Origin of the sequence: Halomonas sp. 707B3 (assembly GCF_024158645.1) — a bacterium.
Lineage (GTDB): Bacteria > Pseudomonadota > Gammaproteobacteria > Pseudomonadales > Halomonadaceae > Vreelandella > Vreelandella lionensis.
In genome coordinates this window covers 1-18,125 of the sequence record NZ_JAMZBE010000075.1, presented here as the reverse complement: position 1 = coordinate 18,125, position 18,125 = coordinate 1, and the positions used below count along the sequence as shown (strand labels likewise).

At 57.2% G+C, this 18,125-nt stretch carries 16 protein-coding genes; 8 read left to right on the top strand and 8 right to left on the bottom strand.

Features of this window, described 5'->3' with window-relative positions; all coding sequences use genetic code 11:
- Positions 1–787: iron chelate uptake ABC transporter family permease subunit (locus BIS10_RS11180; RefSeq protein ID WP_253505334.1), on the bottom strand; the 787-nt coding region annotated here is incomplete at its 3' end.
- Positions 788–956: 169 nt separating this feature from the next.
- On the opposite strand from BIS10_RS11180, the gene BIS10_RS11175 reads away from it, so the two are divergent.
- The 3 genes from BIS10_RS11175 (at position 957) to fhuF (ending at position 3,259) form a co-directional block, all read left to right on the top strand.
- Positions 957–1,541 carry a cytochrome b gene (locus BIS10_RS11175; protein WP_083025197.1) on the top strand — a complete coding sequence of 195 codons (585 nt, stop codon included), beginning with the start codon at positions 957–959 and terminating at the stop codon, positions 1,539–1,541.
- 66 nt (positions 1,542–1,607) lie between these two features.
- Positions 1,608–2,375 carry an ATP-binding cassette domain-containing protein gene (locus tag BIS10_RS11170; RefSeq protein WP_083025077.1) on the top strand — a complete coding sequence of 256 codons (768 nt, stop codon included), beginning with the start codon at positions 1,608–1,610 and terminating at the stop codon, positions 2,373–2,375.
- Positions 2,376–2,485: 110 nt separating this feature from the next.
- Positions 2,486–3,259, top strand: a complete 774-nt coding sequence (gene fhuF / locus BIS10_RS11165) for a siderophore-iron reductase FhuF (RefSeq protein ID WP_083025075.1) — start codon at positions 2,486–2,488, stop codon at positions 3,257–3,259.
- Positions 3,260–3,267: 8 nt separating this feature from the next.
- On the opposite strand, the gene BIS10_RS11160 is transcribed toward fhuF, so the two are convergent.
- Positions 3,268–4,923, bottom strand: a complete 1,656-nt coding sequence (locus BIS10_RS11160; RefSeq protein ID WP_253505331.1) for a multidrug ABC transporter permease/ATP-binding protein — start codon at positions 4,921–4,923, stop codon at positions 3,268–3,270.
- A 156-nt stretch (positions 4,924–5,079) separates the two neighbouring features.
- On the opposite strand from BIS10_RS11160, the gene BIS10_RS11155 reads away from it, so the two are divergent.
- Positions 5,080–5,946, top strand: a complete 867-nt coding sequence (locus BIS10_RS11155; RefSeq protein WP_253505328.1) for a LysR family transcriptional regulator ArgP — start codon at positions 5,080–5,082, stop codon at positions 5,944–5,946.
- A gap of 162 nt (positions 5,947–6,108) precedes the next feature.
- Here the strand turns inward: BIS10_RS11155 and BIS10_RS11150 are convergent, their stop codons facing one another.
- Both BIS10_RS11150 and BIS10_RS11145 read right to left on the bottom strand, forming a co-directional pair.
- Positions 6,109–6,666, bottom strand: coding sequence for a cytochrome b (locus tag BIS10_RS11150; RefSeq protein WP_253505325.1), 558 nt, complete (start codon positions 6,664–6,666; stop codon positions 6,109–6,111).
- Positions 6,667–6,754: 88 nt separating this feature from the next.
- Positions 6,755–7,627, bottom strand: coding sequence for a LysR substrate-binding domain-containing protein (locus tag BIS10_RS11145; protein WP_044628956.1), 873 nt, complete (start codon positions 7,625–7,627; stop codon positions 6,755–6,757).
- Between the two features lie 141 nt (positions 7,628–7,768).
- Here BIS10_RS11145 and BIS10_RS11140 point away from each other — a divergent pair, with 141 nt between their 5' ends.
- Positions 7,769–8,647 carry a DMT family transporter gene (locus BIS10_RS11140; protein WP_253505322.1) on the top strand — a complete coding sequence of 293 codons (879 nt, stop codon included), beginning with the start codon at positions 7,769–7,771 and terminating at the stop codon, positions 8,645–8,647.
- Here the strand turns inward: BIS10_RS11140 and BIS10_RS11135 are convergent.
- From BIS10_RS11135 to BIS10_RS11125, 3 genes are all read right to left on the bottom strand, one after another.
- Positions 8,630–9,118, bottom strand: a complete 489-nt coding sequence (locus BIS10_RS11135; RefSeq protein WP_161491501.1) for an NUDIX domain-containing protein — start codon at positions 9,116–9,118, stop codon at positions 8,630–8,632. The genes BIS10_RS11140 and BIS10_RS11135 overlap by 18 nt on opposite strands.
- 126 nt (positions 9,119–9,244) lie before the next feature.
- The gene (locus tag BIS10_RS11130) at positions 9,245–10,042 is read right to left on the bottom strand and encodes an RsiV family protein (protein WP_083025070.1); all 798 of its coding nucleotides are present in this window, start codon (positions 10,040–10,042) and stop codon (positions 9,245–9,247) included.
- 117 nt (positions 10,043–10,159) lie between these two features.
- Entirely contained in the window at positions 10,160–11,617 is a 1,458-nt protein-coding gene (locus BIS10_RS11125) for a hypothetical protein (RefSeq protein ID WP_253505317.1), read from the bottom strand.
- A gap of 317 nt (positions 11,618–11,934) precedes the next feature.
- Between BIS10_RS11125 and BIS10_RS11120 the strand changes: the two genes are divergently transcribed.
- From BIS10_RS11120 to BIS10_RS11110, 3 genes are all read left to right on the top strand, one after another.
- On the top strand, positions 11,935–12,327 hold the full coding sequence (locus tag BIS10_RS11120) for a septal ring lytic transglycosylase RlpA family protein (RefSeq protein ID WP_083025067.1): 393 nt from the start codon (positions 11,935–11,937) through the stop codon (positions 12,325–12,327).
- A 186-nt stretch (positions 12,328–12,513) separates the two neighbouring features.
- Positions 12,514–13,518 (top strand): NADP-dependent oxidoreductase, encoded by a 1,005-nt coding sequence (locus BIS10_RS11115; RefSeq protein WP_253505315.1) that lies wholly within the window; start codon positions 12,514–12,516, stop codon positions 13,516–13,518.
- A gap of 281 nt (positions 13,519–13,799) precedes the next feature.
- The gene (locus BIS10_RS11110) at positions 13,800–16,379 is read left to right on the top strand and encodes a glucose/quinate/shikimate family membrane-bound PQQ-dependent dehydrogenase (protein WP_253505311.1); all 2,580 of its coding nucleotides are present in this window, start codon (positions 13,800–13,802) and stop codon (positions 16,377–16,379) included.
- 200 nt (positions 16,380–16,579) lie between these two features.
- Here the strand turns inward: BIS10_RS11110 and BIS10_RS11105 are convergent.
- Positions 16,580–18,125, bottom strand: a 1,546-nt coding sequence (locus BIS10_RS11105; RefSeq protein WP_253505308.1) for a TonB-dependent receptor, incomplete at its 5' end; no start/stop codon positions are given.

Here is an 18,125-nt window from a genome sequence, read left to right as displayed (position 1 = left end):
CGATATTGGGAGCCGCTAAACCAATGAAGCCGATAATACCCACCACACTCACCACGCTACCGGTGATAAAGACCGCCAGTCCTAACCCGGCAAAGCGCAAATGCTTCAGCGAAATCCCCAGGCTTTTGGCGCTGGCGTCGTCTAACTCTAAAACGGCCAAAGGACGCAGCAGCAGCCACGCCGCCAAGCCGCAAATGGCCAGCCTGGGAGCCAGCGACGCTACGCCATCCCAACCATTTTGTGCCAGGGAGCCAGCACCCCAAATCAGCAGCCCCGCCAGGGTTTCATGGTTGAACAGCAGCAGGGCTGTAGAGAGCGCGCCCAAATAAAGATTGACCACCAACCCCGCCAGCACCACCGCAATGGGCGCTAATCCGCGCCGCCAAGAGAGCGCAAATACCAACCCCACGGCGGCAGCACCACCCAGCAGCGCAATCCACTCACCGCCAATCGCAAGAACGCCAGGGGCCAACAGTGTGGCCGCCATCAGTGCCAAGTTAGCGCCCGAGGCAACACCCAAGGTGGTGGGCGATGCCAGCGGGTTGCGAAGCACCTGCTGCATTAGCACGCCAGCCAGTGCTAGACCACCACCGGCTAATAGCGCAATGGTAAAACGCGGCCACCAAGCGAAGTGCAGCAGCAGCTCATCGACGTTATCGAGCGCGGGAAACAGTAGTGCCTGAACACTCTGCGCGATACCGCCCTGCTGCTGAAGGCTCAGCCCCAGCAGCACCATCAACGGCAAACTCAGCAGTAAGCAGATATGAGCGGGAGAACGGCGGCCCATCAGATGCATGACAATATCCCGTCAACGAGGACAGCGGAGGCACGGGCAGGCATTGTCATTGGCGTGACCTTGGCAATCGAGGAAACAGAAAATAAATCAAAGGGCGAGATTCTAAATGATAAGTATTCACACTACAATCTTGGCTCCGCCCATTACCACTAAGTCTGTTATGAAAGCTGCTCTCTCCTCTACACTGTTGCCCACTGCATGGCGCGACACTCCCCATCATTACGGTGTCGTCAGTTGTCTACTGCACTGGCTCACTGCGCTATTAGTGCTTACTCAGTTCTTTGTCGTGGTCATGTGGCGTGTGTTTGGCGAAACGAGCGTGACGTTAATGCTGTCACGGTTAGCGCCACACGGAGCGATTGGCCTACTGCTATTGGTCATCACCTTAGTGCGATTAGTCTGGTGGCTTAACCGGCGTGGTCAGCGGCCTCGGCAGTTGCGCACGTTACGTGGCCGGCTGGCTAGCGCCGTGCATGGCTTGTTTTATGTGCTGTTGATGCTGATTTCCAGTCTTGGATTAATCAGAAACTACGCCGGCGGCTGGCCACTCAAGGTTTATGGTATTGAGGTGATTCCTGGTGCAGAAAACGAGATACCAGTGCTCATGCTCCCTGCCGACCTGCTGCACAGCCCTCTTTCTTGGTTACTGCTTCTGCTGGTCGTCGGGCATATCGTGATGGCCATCGCACACAAACGCCTGCCGTTGATGACAAAAGCAGGCTCCCGGTCACGGAAAGATTTCTAAATGATAACTATTAACGATACAATACGCTTTTCATTAGCGCGATGTCCGCTCGGCTAGGAGTGACGCATGTTTAACGTTCAGGGTGCCACCTTCGCCATCAACGGCAAGCCCCTTCTTCAACCTATCCACCACACCTTTGAAGAAGGCAAGGTGTATGGCCTGATTGGTCATAACGGTTCTGGCAAATCGACGTTGATTAAGTTGCTGGCCCAGCAGCAGCCCGTCAGCGAAGGCGATATTCACTTCGATCAACGCCCTTTACAAGAGTGGGGCAACCGCGAGTTTGCACGCCAAGTTGCCTACCTGCCCCAGCATCTACCCAGCGCCGAAAATCTCACCGGACGCGAGCTGGTGGCGTTTGGGCGTTACCCCTGGCACGGTCTACTAGGTCGCCATAATCAAACAGATAAAAACGCGATTGAGCGGGCAATTACCCTCACCCACACGGAAGCCTTCGCCGACCGCTTGGTAGATACGCTTTCAGGCGGTGAACGCCAACGGGTGTGGCTCGCTATGCTGATCGCCCAAGGCAGCCGTTTTTTACTGCTGGATGAGCCGCTCGCAGCGCTGGATATCGCCCACCAAATGGAAGTATTGGCGCTGATTCGTAAGCTCTGCGACGAGCTGAATCTGGGCGTGATCATCGTGCTTCACGATATTAATATGGCGTCGCGCTACTGCGATGAACTCATGGCGCTTCACAGCGGCCGCCTGCTGGCCCACGGCAAGCCCGATGCTCTGATGCAAAACGACACGTTGGAAGCCATTTACGGGCTACCCATGCAGGTCATGCAGCATCCAAACGGCGGGCACCGCATAGCTGTGGCGCAATAATCGCCACGGCTGGAAGACGAGTCGTTCTCAATTAACTCTTCAACTGATAAGCATTATCGCTTATGCTGGTGCTCTACCCACGTGCGTTTATCACGTCTTGGAGTTCGGTTATGCCTCTCGCCTTGCGCCAGCCCGACACCGCCCTGCCACTGTCTCTCGCTGATTGCTATCAGGGGCCGCTTGAGCACTTTACGCCGCCATTGATCGGTGGTGCGGTGCCGCATGGGGCGATCAAGGCATCCCGTTGGCGCAACGCTGCGTTGCTTGAAGAGGATATGGCGTGCTACGCCAGCCGCTACCCCGGCGGAGATAAGCGAGCCATTGCCTCGCTCTGGTCGAAGTGGCACTTCAGCACCGTCACGGTTCCCACGCTGACCGCTCATCTGCTGCTGAACCGCGACCTACCCGTCGGGCTGGACGATCTCTATGTGATCCAAAATGAAGAAGGCTGCGCTCAAGGGCTTTGGCTGCCCCATGAAGGCGAGCGCTTTACAACGCAGGACACCACCGAGCGCTTTACCACGCTCATCGAGCAACACTGGGCACCGCTCATCGAGCGCCTCTCGGCCATTTCTGGAGCCGCGCCACGGGTGTTTTGGAGCAATGCAGGCGGCTACGTGGACTATTACGTCAATGCCCTGGCAGCGCATCCGCTGGTCAACCAAGAGGCGCTGGCCGCCACGCGCGCGCTGCTGGAATCGCGCACCCTCAACGGGCAGCGCAATCCGCTATTCGAGCCAGTGCGCACTTATCAGCCCAGCGGCAGTGAAGAGGTCAAGCGGGTGCGCAAGCTCTGCTGCCTGCGCTACCTGCTCGATGAGTTTGACGTATGCGGTAATTGCCCGCTGGAAGGGTGCGACCGCCAGGCGCGGCGCAAAGGGTAAGCAGCTCATTACGAGCTGATCTGCGCCACCGCGTCCTCACTGGCCTGTGCCCGCTGCTCTCCCGTCAGCTCACTCAACTGCCCCTTGGACATCTCCAATAAGCGGTCCGCATGGACGAAGTAGCTGTCGTCGTGGCTAATGGCAAACACGGTTTTGCCCATCGCCTTCAAGTGAGGTAACAGTTCGCGGTAAAACAGCCGCCTGAACTGCGGGTCCTGGTCCGCCGCCCACTCATCCAGCAGCAAAATATCCCGCTCTTCGGCAATCGCCAGCAGCAGTGCCAAACGCTTGCGCTGCCCTTGCGAGAGCTGCGTATTCACCACGCGGTCATCTTGCCATTCAAGCTTTTGCTGCATCTGCAACCGCTCGAGCCATGTCGCGACCAGTACCGGGTCAGCCGCTTTGCCACCCGGCCCCATGGCTTGGTCGAACTGGTGGAAATCGGTAAAGACGCTAGCAAAACGCGCCCGAAACGCAGCCCACTCTGGCGGGCTAAGCTCTTTGCCATCCACACTAATTTGGCCACTTTGCGGGCGGTACAACCCTGAAAGCAGACGCGCCAGCGTCGATTTACCGCTGCCGTTACCGCCAATCAGAAACACCTGCTCGCCACGGATTAGGGTGAGGTTCAACGGCCCCACCTGAAAACCTTCTCCCCCGGAGGACGGCGTGTAGCGATACACCACGTTGGTGAGCGTTAAGCGCTGCCAGTCGTGGAAACGATCCTCCACATCGAAGCCCGGCTGGTACTCCGCTAGCTCCAGGCTGGCCAGTTTATCGAACGCCACCTGGGCGCTGATTAACGTGGGCCATGCGCCTACGGCTTGAATCAAGGGCGTGCGTAAAAACAGCAGGGTTAAAGCAAAGGTGGCTGCCACCGCAGGGCTTGCCCAGCCCAGCACGTTGGCCATGAAGAACACCACGCCAATAGCGCCCAGCATCATGATATTGGACCAGTTATTGGCGCTGAGATGGTAGGTGTCTGCGCGAATAATATGGTGTCGATACGCTTTTGCGTTATCCGTGTAGGATTCATCAAAAAAGCGCCGCGCGCGGTCACGGTTAAGCGCCAACTCTTTGCGGCCCTCAATCGCCGATTGATAATCCTTATACAGCCGATCCTCGCTTTCGCGCACCTGATGAAAGTGGCGATACACCTTCGACACCAGCACCCAGCCAACGCCCATAGTGAAGGCCATCCACAGCACGGTAATCACCACCATCTGCGGCGAGAGCCACGCAAGGTACGCCACTGAGGCCAGCGTCAGCACTACGCCCTGCACCAGCTCAGGTAAGCGCACAAAACCGATGGTGATATTACGCACATCGCTTGAAAGACTTGCCAGCAGCGTGGCGTTGCCAAGCTGCTCTAACCGTTCGATATCGGTATCCAGAATCCGCTTCACCAGCCGGGAGCGCAGGTCGAAGACGAAGTAGTGGCCCAGCAAGGTAAGCGCTAGCTGCGTACCCAGCGTGACTGCCAGCAGCAGCGCCAATAGCCCTAAAAACTGGGGCAATGCGGAGAGGGCGCTGCCCGCTTCGATCAGCCGCTGGTTGATGAACGCAATCACACCGACCCCTAGCCCGGCACTCACCAGGCTCAGCGCTAGTGCGCCTAGAAACGGCCAGCGGTAGTGACGAAAAACCACCCGCAATAATTCCATGCTGCATCCCCTTTACACATAAGCGGCGAATTGTGACGCACTTCCCCGGCAAGTCAAACAAAGAGACTGATTTTCATTTACGCAACGTGATGTGCATGCCTTTACTCACCGTTGCGGGGTTGGTTAACTGCCCTAGCCAACAACAGAGAGAACGCCATGGTGGATTACAAATTACTGCATGCACTGGCCACCGTGGTGGAGTGCGGCGGCTTCGAGCGAGCAGGCGACGTGATGGGCCTTTCGCAATCAGCCATCTCTCAACGGGTAAAAGCGCTGGAAATTCGCTTGGGCCAGCCGGTGCTGGTGCGCCACCCCACTCTCGCGCCCACGCCTGCCGGCCAGCGATTATTGGCTCATTACCAGCAGGTGCAGCTCTTGGAGCGCGATTTACACGATGCTCTTCCCTCTCTAGAAAAAGCCGCGCCAAGGCTACGCATTGCCCTGAATGCCGATAGCGTGGTGACCTGGTGGGCCGACGCCGTGGCGGATATCTGCCAAACGGAAGAGGTGCTGCTGGATTTGGTCATTGAAGACCAGGACGTGGGGTTGAAGCGCCTGCGGGATGGCGATGTTGCCGCCTGCCTATGCGCCACACCCAACCCTATTGCCGGTGCCCGCTGCCTACACGTGGGGGATATGTCTTATCAACCGCTGGCATCGCCCAGCTATGCCGCACACTTTTTTCCGGCAGGCCCGAGCGCAGAGGCCTTTCAAAAAGCCCCCGCTATCGTCTTTGGCCCCCACGACCAGCTACAGCACCAGTTTTTGGCCCAGTGCGGCTACCAGGGGCACTTTCCCTACCATTTGTGCCCTTCTTCAGAGGGCTTCGTGCGTTTGGCCATGGCGGGCATTGGATACGGCATGATTCCGCAGCGCCAAGCTGCCGAACAGTTGCAAGCAGGCCAACTGGTGAGTATCGCGCCGGGGCACGGATTAACCGTACCGCTCTACTGGCACTTTTGGCGTCACAGCGGGCAGCTGATTCAGCGGCTCACGGAAAGGCTGAGCCATCTCACGCTTTAACATCATGTTTACTCAAGGCTCTAAAAAGAGGTCTACACTCAAGGAACCAGAGCAGCCCCATTACTCTCCAACGGCAGCTTATGTGTACGGAAAAAGCACGCCAAACCACCTGCTTTTAATGGCTATGGTTCAGCGTGACTTAGAAGATGCGTAGGCAGCGATTTAATCAAACAGGCTCATGCGCTTCATCACGTTATCGCGCTTAATTCGCCAATGAAACAGCGCGCCAGCCACATGCAGCGTAATCAGCACCACCAGTGCCCAACCTACACGCTCGTGCCACATAAACAGAGTTTCCGAGAGCGCCTCATTCTTACCTAGTAGCCCTGGCAAATGCCAGTGGAAAAACTCCCCCGGAAAACCGCCTGTGGCGGTGGCTGCCCAGCCGAGGAGCGGCATAACGACCAGTCCCACATAGAGCAAATGGTGCACGCTGGTGCTCACAATGCGCTCAAAGGCATTCAGGGGCGGATCGTGATCCGGTACTACAAAGGCAATTCGGGTAATAATGCGCAGCGTCATCAGCAGCAAAATCGTGACGCCCAGGGTCTTATGGCTAGTATAAAGTAGGTTGGTCAGAGTATTCCCGACGAGCGCTACAGTACGTTCATAGCCCAAAAACCCAAGGGTTAAGCCACTCGCTAGCGATAGCAGCACCGCCAGTGCTACCAGCCAGTGCAGCACCCGATGTGGGTAGATATAGTGATCTAACTCGTGCATTCAAAACTCCCTGCCCAGTAGCGTCGTCACCGTTAGCTTAGTTCAGCGGCGTCACGATAGAAAAATGATTGTTAGGTAATGACATACCTTATAACGCTTCGCTGGGAGCCGCTAGCTGTTCGCGAATCAATTCACCCAGCCGTCGAGCTGGCTCTGAAGGCCGGTGCGGCGCACGGTGCAACGCCAGCTCAATCATCGGCAAAGCAGGCAGCCCGCTACTCTCATCTAACGGTCGCAGCGTAGGTGTGAGCATACTCCGCGTCACAACCACCACTGCCAACCCTGCAGTCACAATCGGCGCAAGCCCCGCCATAGACTGGCTAGTGTAAGCCACTCGCCAATCCCGCCCGGCGGCCTGTAAGGCCTGCTCCGCCACCTCACGAAACACATCCGCCCCTGGGGAATATAGCGCTAGCGGAATAGGGTCGCTCAATGATGGCTGCTGGTGAACTCCTACCGCCCAGACCAGCGGCTCACGACGAATTACATCGCCCCCTGGGGAGTTGCGCTGGCGCGTTACCAGTGCAAGATCCAGTTCCGAGGCTTTCACTTGCTCGACCAAATGAGCACTGGTGCCGCACTTAACGGTTAATCCCACCGCCGGATAGAGCTGGTGAAAGTAGGCAAACACCGACGGTAGCAGCGAGGCGTAATCCTCAGGGATGCCGAGGGTGAGATCTCCGGTAATCTGGCGGGCCTGCATATCGCTCCAGGCCTCGTCGTTTAGCGCCAGCAGCCTTCGCGAATGAGCCAGTAAGCGCTCACCTTCAGCGGTAAAGCGCAGCCGCCGCCCATCTCGCTCGTGCAGGCTGACCGCTAACTGCGCTTCTAACCGCTGTAGCTGCATACTCACCGTGGACTGCGTATAGGCCAGCCGTTTCGCCGCTGCGGTCACGCTTCCGGTATCCGCAATCGCCACTAGCGTTCGCAACAGCGTTAAGTCAAACGTGGGTGCGCGCATACATCACCACTGTTGATGATATTGATCATAAAAGATCGTTATCTTGATGAGTGGGTGATGAGTATGCTGCGCGCCATAGGATCATTACAAGACTTGGTCCTCTTCAAAGTTTGGATCACTGAAGGCTCCAGGAGGCGCGTCATGCATCCCATTCACTCCCCAGTAGTCATATCCCCGAAATTCAGCGTCTGCTCCGCCTTGGTGGCGGTGACGTTGTGGAGCATTGCGCCGCTACTGGCGGAGCTTGCCCGCGACACCGCCCCACTTCAGCTAACAGCACTTACCTTGCTAGCAGGTGCACTTGCCACTCTGCCGTTGAGTCGTCGTGCTGCTACGCAAACCTGTTCGCTAGGCTGGCGGCTAAGCGTGTGGCTGGGTATCCCGCTACTGATCGTTGGGGCCGTTAGCAGCTACTTCATCGGTATGCGCCTTGCCCCCGCCGCCGAAGCGGCGTTGATTACCTACACGTGGCCGGTGCTGTTTGTGCTATTGAGCCAATGGAGCCGCTGGGGTCGCCTGAGGTGGGCTAGTGTGGCTGGCGCGCTAATTGCCTTTTCAGGCGCAGCGCTTCTGCTGCTGCCCCAAGCGTTGAATGGTAGTTTTGGAGGCGCTGTATCCGGCTATGGTTTGGCACTGCTCGCCGCCTTCTGCTGGGCGCTTTATTCCTGGCTTGGGCAGGCAGCACCGGTTTCTTTAACACCGTTGCTGCCGCGTTTACTATTAGTGGCCTGTGCGATCACCTGCGCGGCAAGCCTACTATTGGAAAGCAGTGCCCCTCTACCCCGCGGTGAAGCGCTGCTAGCAGGTATCGCGTTGGGATTGGGCCCATATGGCATTGCTATGGTGGCCTGGGATAAAGCGCTGCGCTTTGGCCAAGCAAGCTTAGTGGGCAGCTTGGCCTATGGTGTGCCTATCCTGGCGGCCTTACTGCTCGTACTTGCCGGGGTAAGCGTCTTTGACTGGCGCCTACCCACAGCCGCCCTGCTGGTGGCTGTGGGTTGTTTAAAGGCGAGCCGTTGAGGTCGGCATCATCATTTCGCTAAATAGCACACTGGCCAGTAGCTCAGGTAGCCAAGAGGGGGAAAACTCTTCTGAATCGGTGCACTGCATCTCGGCCAGCGGCCACCACTGATAAAGAGGCTCAGCGCCGCTGGCTGCCGTTAGCAAAAGCTCCCCCTGAGTGCCCTTTTGATCACTGTCTTGAACGCTAGGGCAACGTACTAGGAAAAAGCGCTCTTCTACTGAGTAGTCTGACTGTTCAGTGAGGTCACGTTGCCTCAGTAACGGCCCAAGGGGACAGCTTAGCTCGGCTTCTTCGTGTAACAAGCGCATTGCCGCTGCGGGATAATCTTCATCGCTTAACAACTCGCCCCCTAAGGGTAACCACTGGGCGGAGTGAGTAGGCGAGTCGTAACGTTTCAACAGCAGGCGGCCTTCAGGGTCAACCGCCAGCAGGCTTACTAGCCGACGTACTGCATTGTTAGGTGTCATAAGCGATCCATGCCTATTAGTGATAGATAAAACCAGCTCACCCATGATGGCGTTTCGGTGAGCTGGTTTAAACATAGCTAGTTTAAACATAGCTGGTTTAGGGCACTTACGCGCGGCGCCCCCTATCTACTCATCACCTCCCCGTCCCAAGTAGCGCGGTTTGGCGACGCCCTCTAACGCTTCAAGTGGAATGGTGAGCGTGGGCTGACCAACGGCATAAGGGGCTATCTCATAAACGTTGTAGGTAACTTCCCAACTATTTTCCAGCGGGGCAATATTGTGGCTCTGGCTAAGCGGCCAGTTGGCAGTAAACTGATCATCGAAGCCCATCTCACCTATCCAGCGCTGATGTGCCTGTACCAGCAGTGCATCGAATGCCGCCTCCTGGCCGTCTAGCAGCATCTCATCCGCTTCAACTACGCGCCGCTCCCGCTCGTCAATGACCATGTATTCCGTCAGAGGTAGCCCATGGGCTTGGCCTGCGTGGTAGACATAGCTATTCAGCTCGACCACTAAGAGGTCGTAGTGACGCGCGTGAATCGTCGCTTCCAACAGCGCTTCACTGGTCATGTTGCCTGGCGCTGTACGGTTATCCTCTTCAGCGAGCGCGAAAAAACGCTCTGCATAACCTTCCCAGCTTTCAGCAGGCTGGGCGGCCTCTTCACTGATCGACATTCCCAGCGTCAGCAAGCGGGTTTGTAGCGCTTCGCTTAACGCCGGTGATTGAGGAAACTCTAGTGCAGAGATCGTCACTGTTGTGCACTGCTCACCTTGGCAGTCAGGTGCAACATACTGCTTTTCAACGGCCAGGGATGCCAGTGTGAGCGGCTTAGAGGATGATGTATCAGCGGCTAAGCAGCCGCCCAACAGTAATATCCCTACGAGTGATAGACCCACTCCTAACGTTCTGAAAAAGCGCGGCATAATAACCTCCTTGTGGATCACTCACCCTTATTAGGCTAGTTGATCATAGTAAAACGGCAACGCCCCTGCGGTTACGCAAGGGCGCTGGTATGAAGCGTGAAAGAATGAGCTTTACGTTTAGGTATCTGGCTGCATTTCGGTGGGTTCAGCACTCACCTGCAATTCAAACATGCCGCTGCCACTTGCACTAAAGCCCCGCGCGCTAACGGTATAGGTACCGGGTAGCAGCGCCTGTTCTAAACGGGCATTAGTACCACCGCCGCTGTCGTCATCGCTGTAGGAAACTCCTTCACCGTAAAGCTCCAAGTAGGTATCGAAGTCACTGGAGCTCATGCTCAGCGTCACCAGAGAGCTTTCTTCTAGAGTGAGCTGGTAGGTTAACGCTTCACCACTGTACCAACCATTGAACGTTTCATCTGGGGTTAGCGCGCCTTCATTGCGTAACTCTACGCCGTTAGGTAGATCACGCGGCTCTATGGAGAGCGTAAACAAGCCGCTGTCGGTGCCATACGCGGTACGGGCTGTGAGTTGATAGCTGCCGGGCGCTAGAAAGTCAGCGATTCGCGCATCCAAATTACCGGCGCTATCGTCATCTTCGCGGTAGTAGCCGTTGGGGCCTTCCAGCACCAAGTAGGCATCCACATCGCTGGAGCTCATATCGATTTGATACATACCTGCTTCATCAATTTCTAACTGATAGCTGATGTCCTGGCCGCTGTACCAACCGCTTAGCGTCTCGTTAGGTGTCACTGTTCCATCGTTACGCAACTCGCCATCACTTGGCAGCTCGCGTGGCTCGGCCGTGAGGGTAAATAGCCCACCACCCTCGCCAAAGGCCGTGCGCGCGGTAAGGGTATATTCGCCGGGTGCGAGAAAATCTGAAATACGGGCGTTTAAATTACCGGCGCTGTCATCATCTTCACGGTAATAACCATTAGGGCCTTCCAGCTCCAGGTAGGCATCGAAATCATCGGCTCGCATTTCGATTTGGTACATGCCCGCTTCTTCAATGGACAGGGTCACTTCACGATCCGCGCTGTCTAACCAGCTATCGATGGGGGTCCCTACGCTCATAGTGTCCGCATCGCTAAGTTCAATGGTGCGGCTATTAACGCTGAACGGGCCATAGCTGTGAGCATCCGTACCGCTCACCACCACAATATAGTCACCACCCTCTTCAATGCGGTGACGAACCGTCTCCGCGTTAGCTAAAAGCTGTAGTTGATCATCATATAGGGCAACAACTCCCTGAAGCGCACCACTCAGGGATATTTCCACCAAGAATTCTTCATCTAACCGAATCCCATAGCGCTCAAATCGACTGCCATCTTTACCGTTTAGCTCGCTTGCAGACGTGATTTCTCCACGCGTACGCTCACCAAGCGTAAGGTAGTTTAAGCCCTGCAGGGCGGTAGGCGTGGCGTCCTGCTCAGTAGTCATATCAGCTGTGGTGGTTTCCACCCTGGGCTCTTCAGCAGCAGGCGCTTGGCTTGGAAGCGTTTGCGCGGCAACGTAACCGACGGCAACGCCGCCCACCGCCACTACCAACAGGGTAAGAGTAGAAGACTTGGCCATAGGGGCATCCTTGATCATTGGCAACAAATGCGGTGATTGCATCAATGAATTATATGGCGCCTAGCGAGTTAAAGTGAGCGTTTAATGAAAAATATTGCATCGCACAAAAATCATCATTAGCCATTTTCATTGAGGCAGCATAACTTACTGAAACAAAAGGGCATAACGTCACATAATAAAAAGCGTAATTATGGGGCCAATTGCGTCGATCTTCTTAAAGCTTGCTGACTCTAGCAACGCCAGCTACTATCCATACGCCTATCAGGCATCTCATCGATGAATGTGGAGTCCGCTTTACGAACCACTGAGGTACTCCTATGGGAGCCCATAAACGCACTATCCGAACGAGCTGTTTGGTTGCATTACTCCTGCTTTTCACCGCAAATCAGGCAGTTGCCAACCAAACAGGATCAAGCACTGAGTTACAAGAAGGGGTCGCTTCGTTTTACAGTGACCGCTTCCAAGGGGCAACCACCGCAAGCGGCGAGCCCTTCGATCAACAGGCACTCACGGCGGCGCATCCAAGCCTACCGTTTGGCACCAAGGTGTTGGTCACCCGCCCGGATACCGGGCAAGAAGTGGAAGTACTGATTAATGACCGCGGCCCCTTTGTTAAAGGACGCGTTATTGATCTCTCTAAGCGGGCAGCGCGTGCACTAGGGATGATTCGCCGAGGCACGGCACCTGTGATGATCACCCTGGTAGATTAACGGATAACACATCCGCAAGCGTGTGATACCCCTTAAGCGATCAGCGTTGCAGCAAATGCTGAGTAAAGCGGCCCCACCCAGGGCCGCTTTTTTATATGCTCGTGTTAAGTCCGCGAACTTGCATGCGTGCTAATGGTCTCTACCCTGCTAGGAGCGTGACTTACCATCTTGATGCAGGAGGCAGCGATGCTATCTCGTTTTTATACCCTCACCGACCACCCCACCGGCCTACCTAAGCGCGAGCTATTTTCCTTAGAGAGCCAGGAGCTTCCCGACCTAGATGAAGGCGAAGTACGCATTCGCAATCACTGGCTCTCGGTAGACCCCTACATGCGTGGCCGGATGAGCGGCGTGCACACCTACGTAGCGCCCTTTCAGCTTGGAAAGCCAATGGAGGGCGGCGCGATTGGCGAAGTCATCGCCTCTAACCACCCCAACTTGAAAGTGGGCGATAAAGTGAGCCACATGGGCGGCTGGCGCGATATCGCACAGCTGCCGGGAGATAGTGTCACCGTTCTTCCAGATCACAACGTGCCCGACCAAGCCTACCTAGGCGTTCTGGGCATGCCCGGCATGACCGCCTGGACAGGCCTTAACCTGATTGCCGAGTGCAAGCCGGGCGATAACGTTTTGGTGAGTGCCGCCAGCGGCGCGGTGGGGTCTCTGGTGGTGCAGCTGGCAAAAGCAAAAGGCTGCCATGTCGTGGGTATCGCAGGTGCTGCGCATAAGCTTGCTTGGCTGGAGTCGCTAGGCGTTGAACCGGTCAGCTATCGTGACCGCAGCGCTCAAGAACTGAGCGATGCCATTAAGCTCGCCAGCCCCAACGGCATCGACGTCTATTTTGAGAACGTAGGCGGTATCTGCCTGGAAGCGGCACTCAGCCAACTTAACGAAGGCGCACGCATTGCCGTCTGCGGGATGATTGATGGCTACAATGCGGAAACCCCAGCCCCAGGGCCAAGTAACCTGTCGCAGTTGGTGGCACGTAAAGCCAAAATGCAGGGCTTTATTGTCGCCGACCACTGGGCCAGCTATGGCTACTTCTTAAATGAAGTCGCTCCTCAGGTCGCTGATGGCAAGCTGGACTATAAAGAGACGATCAAAGAAGGGCTTGAAAGCACGCCAGACGCCTTTTTAGCGCTGTTTGAAGGCGGCAATACCGGCAAAATGCTGGTGAAGCTATCTGATTAAGCACCAGGCTGCTGTTAACGAGGTTACGCTAGGTTAAATCTGACACCTTTCCCAGCTTATCTATCTGAGCCGCGCTATGGTGAATAGCGCGGCTTTTTTGTCGATAGAAATAATTAGCCAGCAAAGTATTAGACCAAAAGCGAATTGATTATTAAAATTATAGATAATCAATGTGTGTTTTAACCCATCGGCGCTGCCGATGGGTTAGGGCACGTTGTGGAACCGCTGCTTTTACTCTTTGGTAAATCAGCATCAACTCGTTGTAAATAGGGGTTTACCTCATGGATGAACACACACGTGCTCGCGGCAAATGGCCAGCCTTGCTGCTGGGTTTGCTGCTAGCGATAGTTGGCGTAGCACTTGCCGTGGGCGGCGGCCAACTGCTTATGCTAGGCGGTAGCGCTTACTACTTGATCGCTGGGGTCGCCGTGGTGGTGGCTGGGCTGCTGCTAGCACTGCGAAAAGGCGCGGCACTTTGGCTGTACGCGCTCATTCTATTGGCCACCCTGGTTTGGGCACTTTGGGAAGTAGGCCTCGACTGGTGGCAACTGGTACCCAGGGTCGCCATTCCCTGTCTCATCGGCATCATCATGCTGCTGCCGTGGTGGCGCAAACCGCTCAACTCGCGCGGTGGCAGCCTCGCCCTTACGGCCAGCATTGGCGCGGCTATCATCGTCGCTATTGCCAGCCAGTTTAGCTACCCCGGTACGGTGGAGGGCACCATCGAGTCCGCCAATAACACCGAGGACGTTAATCCGGCCCAGGTCGCGGGCGACGACTGGCCTGCCTACGGCGGTACCAATGCTGGCACCCACTACTCGTCACTCGACCAAATCACGCCCGAGAACGTTGGCGAACTGGAAGAAGTGTGGCGCATTCAAACCGGCGATGAACCCGGCCCCAACGCTCCGCCGGAAATTACCAACCAGAACACGCCGCTGAAAGTCAACGACAGCCTATATATCTGCACCTCGCATAGCCGTGCCATGGCGCTGTCACCGGAAACCGGCGAAACCCTTTGGGAGTTTGATCCCAATATCAGCACCATGGGCGCAGACGATTTCTCCGGTTGGGCCCACATGACCTGCCGCGGCCTCGCCTACTACGATGCGTCTAACTACGATTCTTCTAACGACGAAGCCTCGAACGACGACGCTGAAAATACAGACAGCAGCACTAACGATGGCACGGCGTCTGCGGAAGACGGCGCGGCCACTCCTCGCGTGCTGTTCGATGACGGCAGCCAGTTCGACCTGGACCTGGCCTTCCTGCTCTTCATCAGCGGCCTCGGCGACAGCCCGGCGCTGGCATCCGATGAAGGTGACGCTTCTGAGATGATTAGCGCCACGGACGTAATGTGCCCGCGCAGGCTCTACTTGCCCACTGCCGATGCCCGCCTGATTGCGCTGAATGCCGATACCGGCGAGCGCTGCGAAAGCTTTGGCAACAACGGCGAAGTGGATCTTACCAATAACATCGGCGAGTTCTCCCCCGGCGGCTACTACTCCACCTCTCCAGCCACGGTGACGGAAGACCTGGTCATTTTGGGCGGCCACGTCACCGACAACAGCTCCATCGACGAGCCGTCCGGCGTGATTCGTGCCTTCGACGTGCATACCGGCGAGCTGGTGTGGAACTGGGACAGTGGCAACCCAGACGACACCGCCCCACTCGAAGAGGGTGAAACCTATACCCGCGGCTCTCCCAACGTGTGGGCACCCATCAGCGTCGATGAAGAATTGGGGCTTGTGTATCTGCCCATGGGCAACGCCACGCCGGATCAGTACGGCGCTGACCGCTCTGAAAACGATGAAACCTACAGCGCAGGGCTCGTAGCGCTGAATTTGGACGACGGCCAAGTGGCCTGGGTCTACCAGTTCGTTCACCACGACCTGTGGGATATGGACACCCCGGCTCAGCCGGTTCTGATCGACTTGGCAACTGAAAACGGCACCCAGCCCGCCGTCATTCAGCCCACCAAGCAGGGCAGCCTCTACGTGCTCAACCGGGAAACCGGCGAGCCCATCGTGCCGATCGAAGAAGTGCCCGCACCGCAAGGGGCTATCGAAGGCGACTGGACCGCAGAAACGCAGCCACGCTCGGCACTGAACCTGCTGCCACCGCCGCTCACCGAGCGGGATATGTGGGGCGCGTCACCGTTCGATCAGATGATGTGTCGTATCCAGTTCCGCTCGCTGCGCTACGAAGGCCAGTACACGCCGCCCTCCTTGGAAGGCAGCATCGTCTACCCGGGTAATGTGGGGGTAATGAACTGGGGTGGCGTTGCGGTGGATCCTGAGCGCCAGGCACTGTTTACCGGCGCGAAGTACCTCGCATTCGTGTCTACGCTGGTGCCCCGTGACCAAGTGCAAGAGGGCCAAGGCTCCGCCAGCGAGCAGGGTCTACAGCCCAACGAAGGCGCGCCCTATGCGGTAGAACTAGGCCCGCTGCTTTCCGTGCTGGGCTTACCCTGCCAAGCGCCCTCCTGGGGCGATGTGGCCGGTATTGACCTGCAGGATGCAGAAGTCGTGTGGAAACATCGCAACGGTACTACCCGCGACAGCATGCCCTTTGGCCTGCCGATTGGGTTGAACGTGGGCGTGCCCGCGCTGGGCGGCCCGCTGACCACCGCTGGCGGCGTCTCTTTCTTGAGCGGCACGCTGGACCAGTATCTGCGCGGCTACGACATCACCACGGGTGAAGAGCTGTACAAAGCGCGCTTACCCGCCGGTGGTCAGGCCACGCCGATGACCTATACCGGCGCCGATGGCCGCCAGTACGTGGTGGTGACGGCCGGTGGTCACGGTACCTTTGGCACCAAGATGGGTGACTACGTGATTGGCTACGCGTTACCGGAGTAACTGCTAGCTCTACGGAGTCAGCTAGATAGAAAACGGGCGGCCAATGGCCGCCCTTTTCGTGTATGGGGCTGTCTGAACAACCCTGGGCGGGGGCGCTGTAAATCCATCCATGGACGCTACTTTCGCCATCCATGGCGAAAGACCCCCGCTACGGGTTGCTCAGCCATCAAACTCTGATGCAGCCTTAAACATCGCCTGTCTTAAAAACTCAGCTCGACACCACCATAGACGCTACGCCCTGGGGCGGGTTCGTAAAAGCGTCCAAAGGTGCCGTTCAAGCGCACATTGGAGTAGTGCTCTTCATCCAGCAGATTTCGCAGGCCCACATAAGCGCTTAGCCGAGTCTGTTGGCTCAGCTGCCAGCCGTCGCCTACCCGCAGGTTCACCAGCCAGTAGCTATCCACCGACGTCTCGTTGGCGTTATCGGCCACCAAGTCACCGACGTATTCAGTCTCTAGCGTGGCGAAGCGCTCGTCGAGGTTCTCCCACGTTAGCTGGTTCACCCAGGTTTGTTCCGGCAGGCCGGGAATGCGGTTGCCATCGAAGCGTTCAGAAGGAGTGGCAAACTCGTCGAACTCGTAGCGCGCCAGGGTCAGCGCACTGTCCAAGCGCCACTGGTCGGCCAACTGCCACCCCAACGCCAGTTCGACACCATCACGGTTGGTATCCCCGGCGTTCTGGTAGAACGTGCGGCCGCCTTCGTCGTAGGGCACCAGCTCATCGCGCACACGGACGGAGAAGAGCGCTACATCGTAATCCAGCGCCAGCGGCTCGATATAACCGCGCAGCCCCACTTCACGGTTCCAGGCTTTTTGCGGCTCTACGCTGGGGTTGAAACCACCGCCAGCGGGGTTGGCAAACTCAGAGAACGTCGGCGTCTCAAAGGCGGTACCGGTATTGATATACGCTTGGTGCTGCGGGCGGTAGCGGTAACTCAGCCCGGCAGAGCCGCTCCATTCGTTGAAGGTGCGCTGGCCGCTCTGGTCACCGTCGGCGGCAAAATCGTCGTCGACATCAAGGTCCACCCGGTCAAACCGCGCGCCCAGCGACAGCGTCAGCGGCTCCGACAGCGCTAAATCCCCCTGGGCAAACACGCCAGTGGAGGTCGCGGTTTGGGTTTCATCGGCGAGCGGCTCGCCCACCTCCCCTTGGGGATTCACATCGTTGCGGAAGCGGTCATCTTTCTGGCGTGCGGCATCCACCCCAACGATGTAATTCAGCGGCAGGTTGCCTAGCGTTACCTCGTGGTGATATTCGGCGCTAGCGCCCATGTAATCGCGCTGATAGCCCAAGCGGCTGCTGCCCACAAACGGTAGCTGTTGCTCAAAATCCCTCTGAGCGATAAAGCCTTTCAGGTACAGTTCGCCCTCCCCAGCGGACAAATCCTCGTATTGCAGGCCGATCAACTGCTGATCGACGGTTTGACCAGCATCCAGCGCCAGCGAGTTCGGTGCGGCTTGGTCGCGCCCTTCGGCCACCTCGCGGGCGTTGAGCGCGCCGGGGTCTTCCGAGCGGGGATTATCCAGCAGGTTAATAATCGCGGTGAGTGCCCGATCGCTGCCCAGCTCACGGCGCAGCTTGGCATTGAGAAGATACTTCTCGGTGGAACTCTGCTCCCGGTAGCCATCTACGTTCAGCGCAGTGAGGCTGATATGGTGCGACCAATCCCCCTGCACGCCGCCATTTTGCAGCGCCATTTTCTGGTAGCCATCGCTACCGGCGCCCATGCGCAGCCGAGTGCCGGGG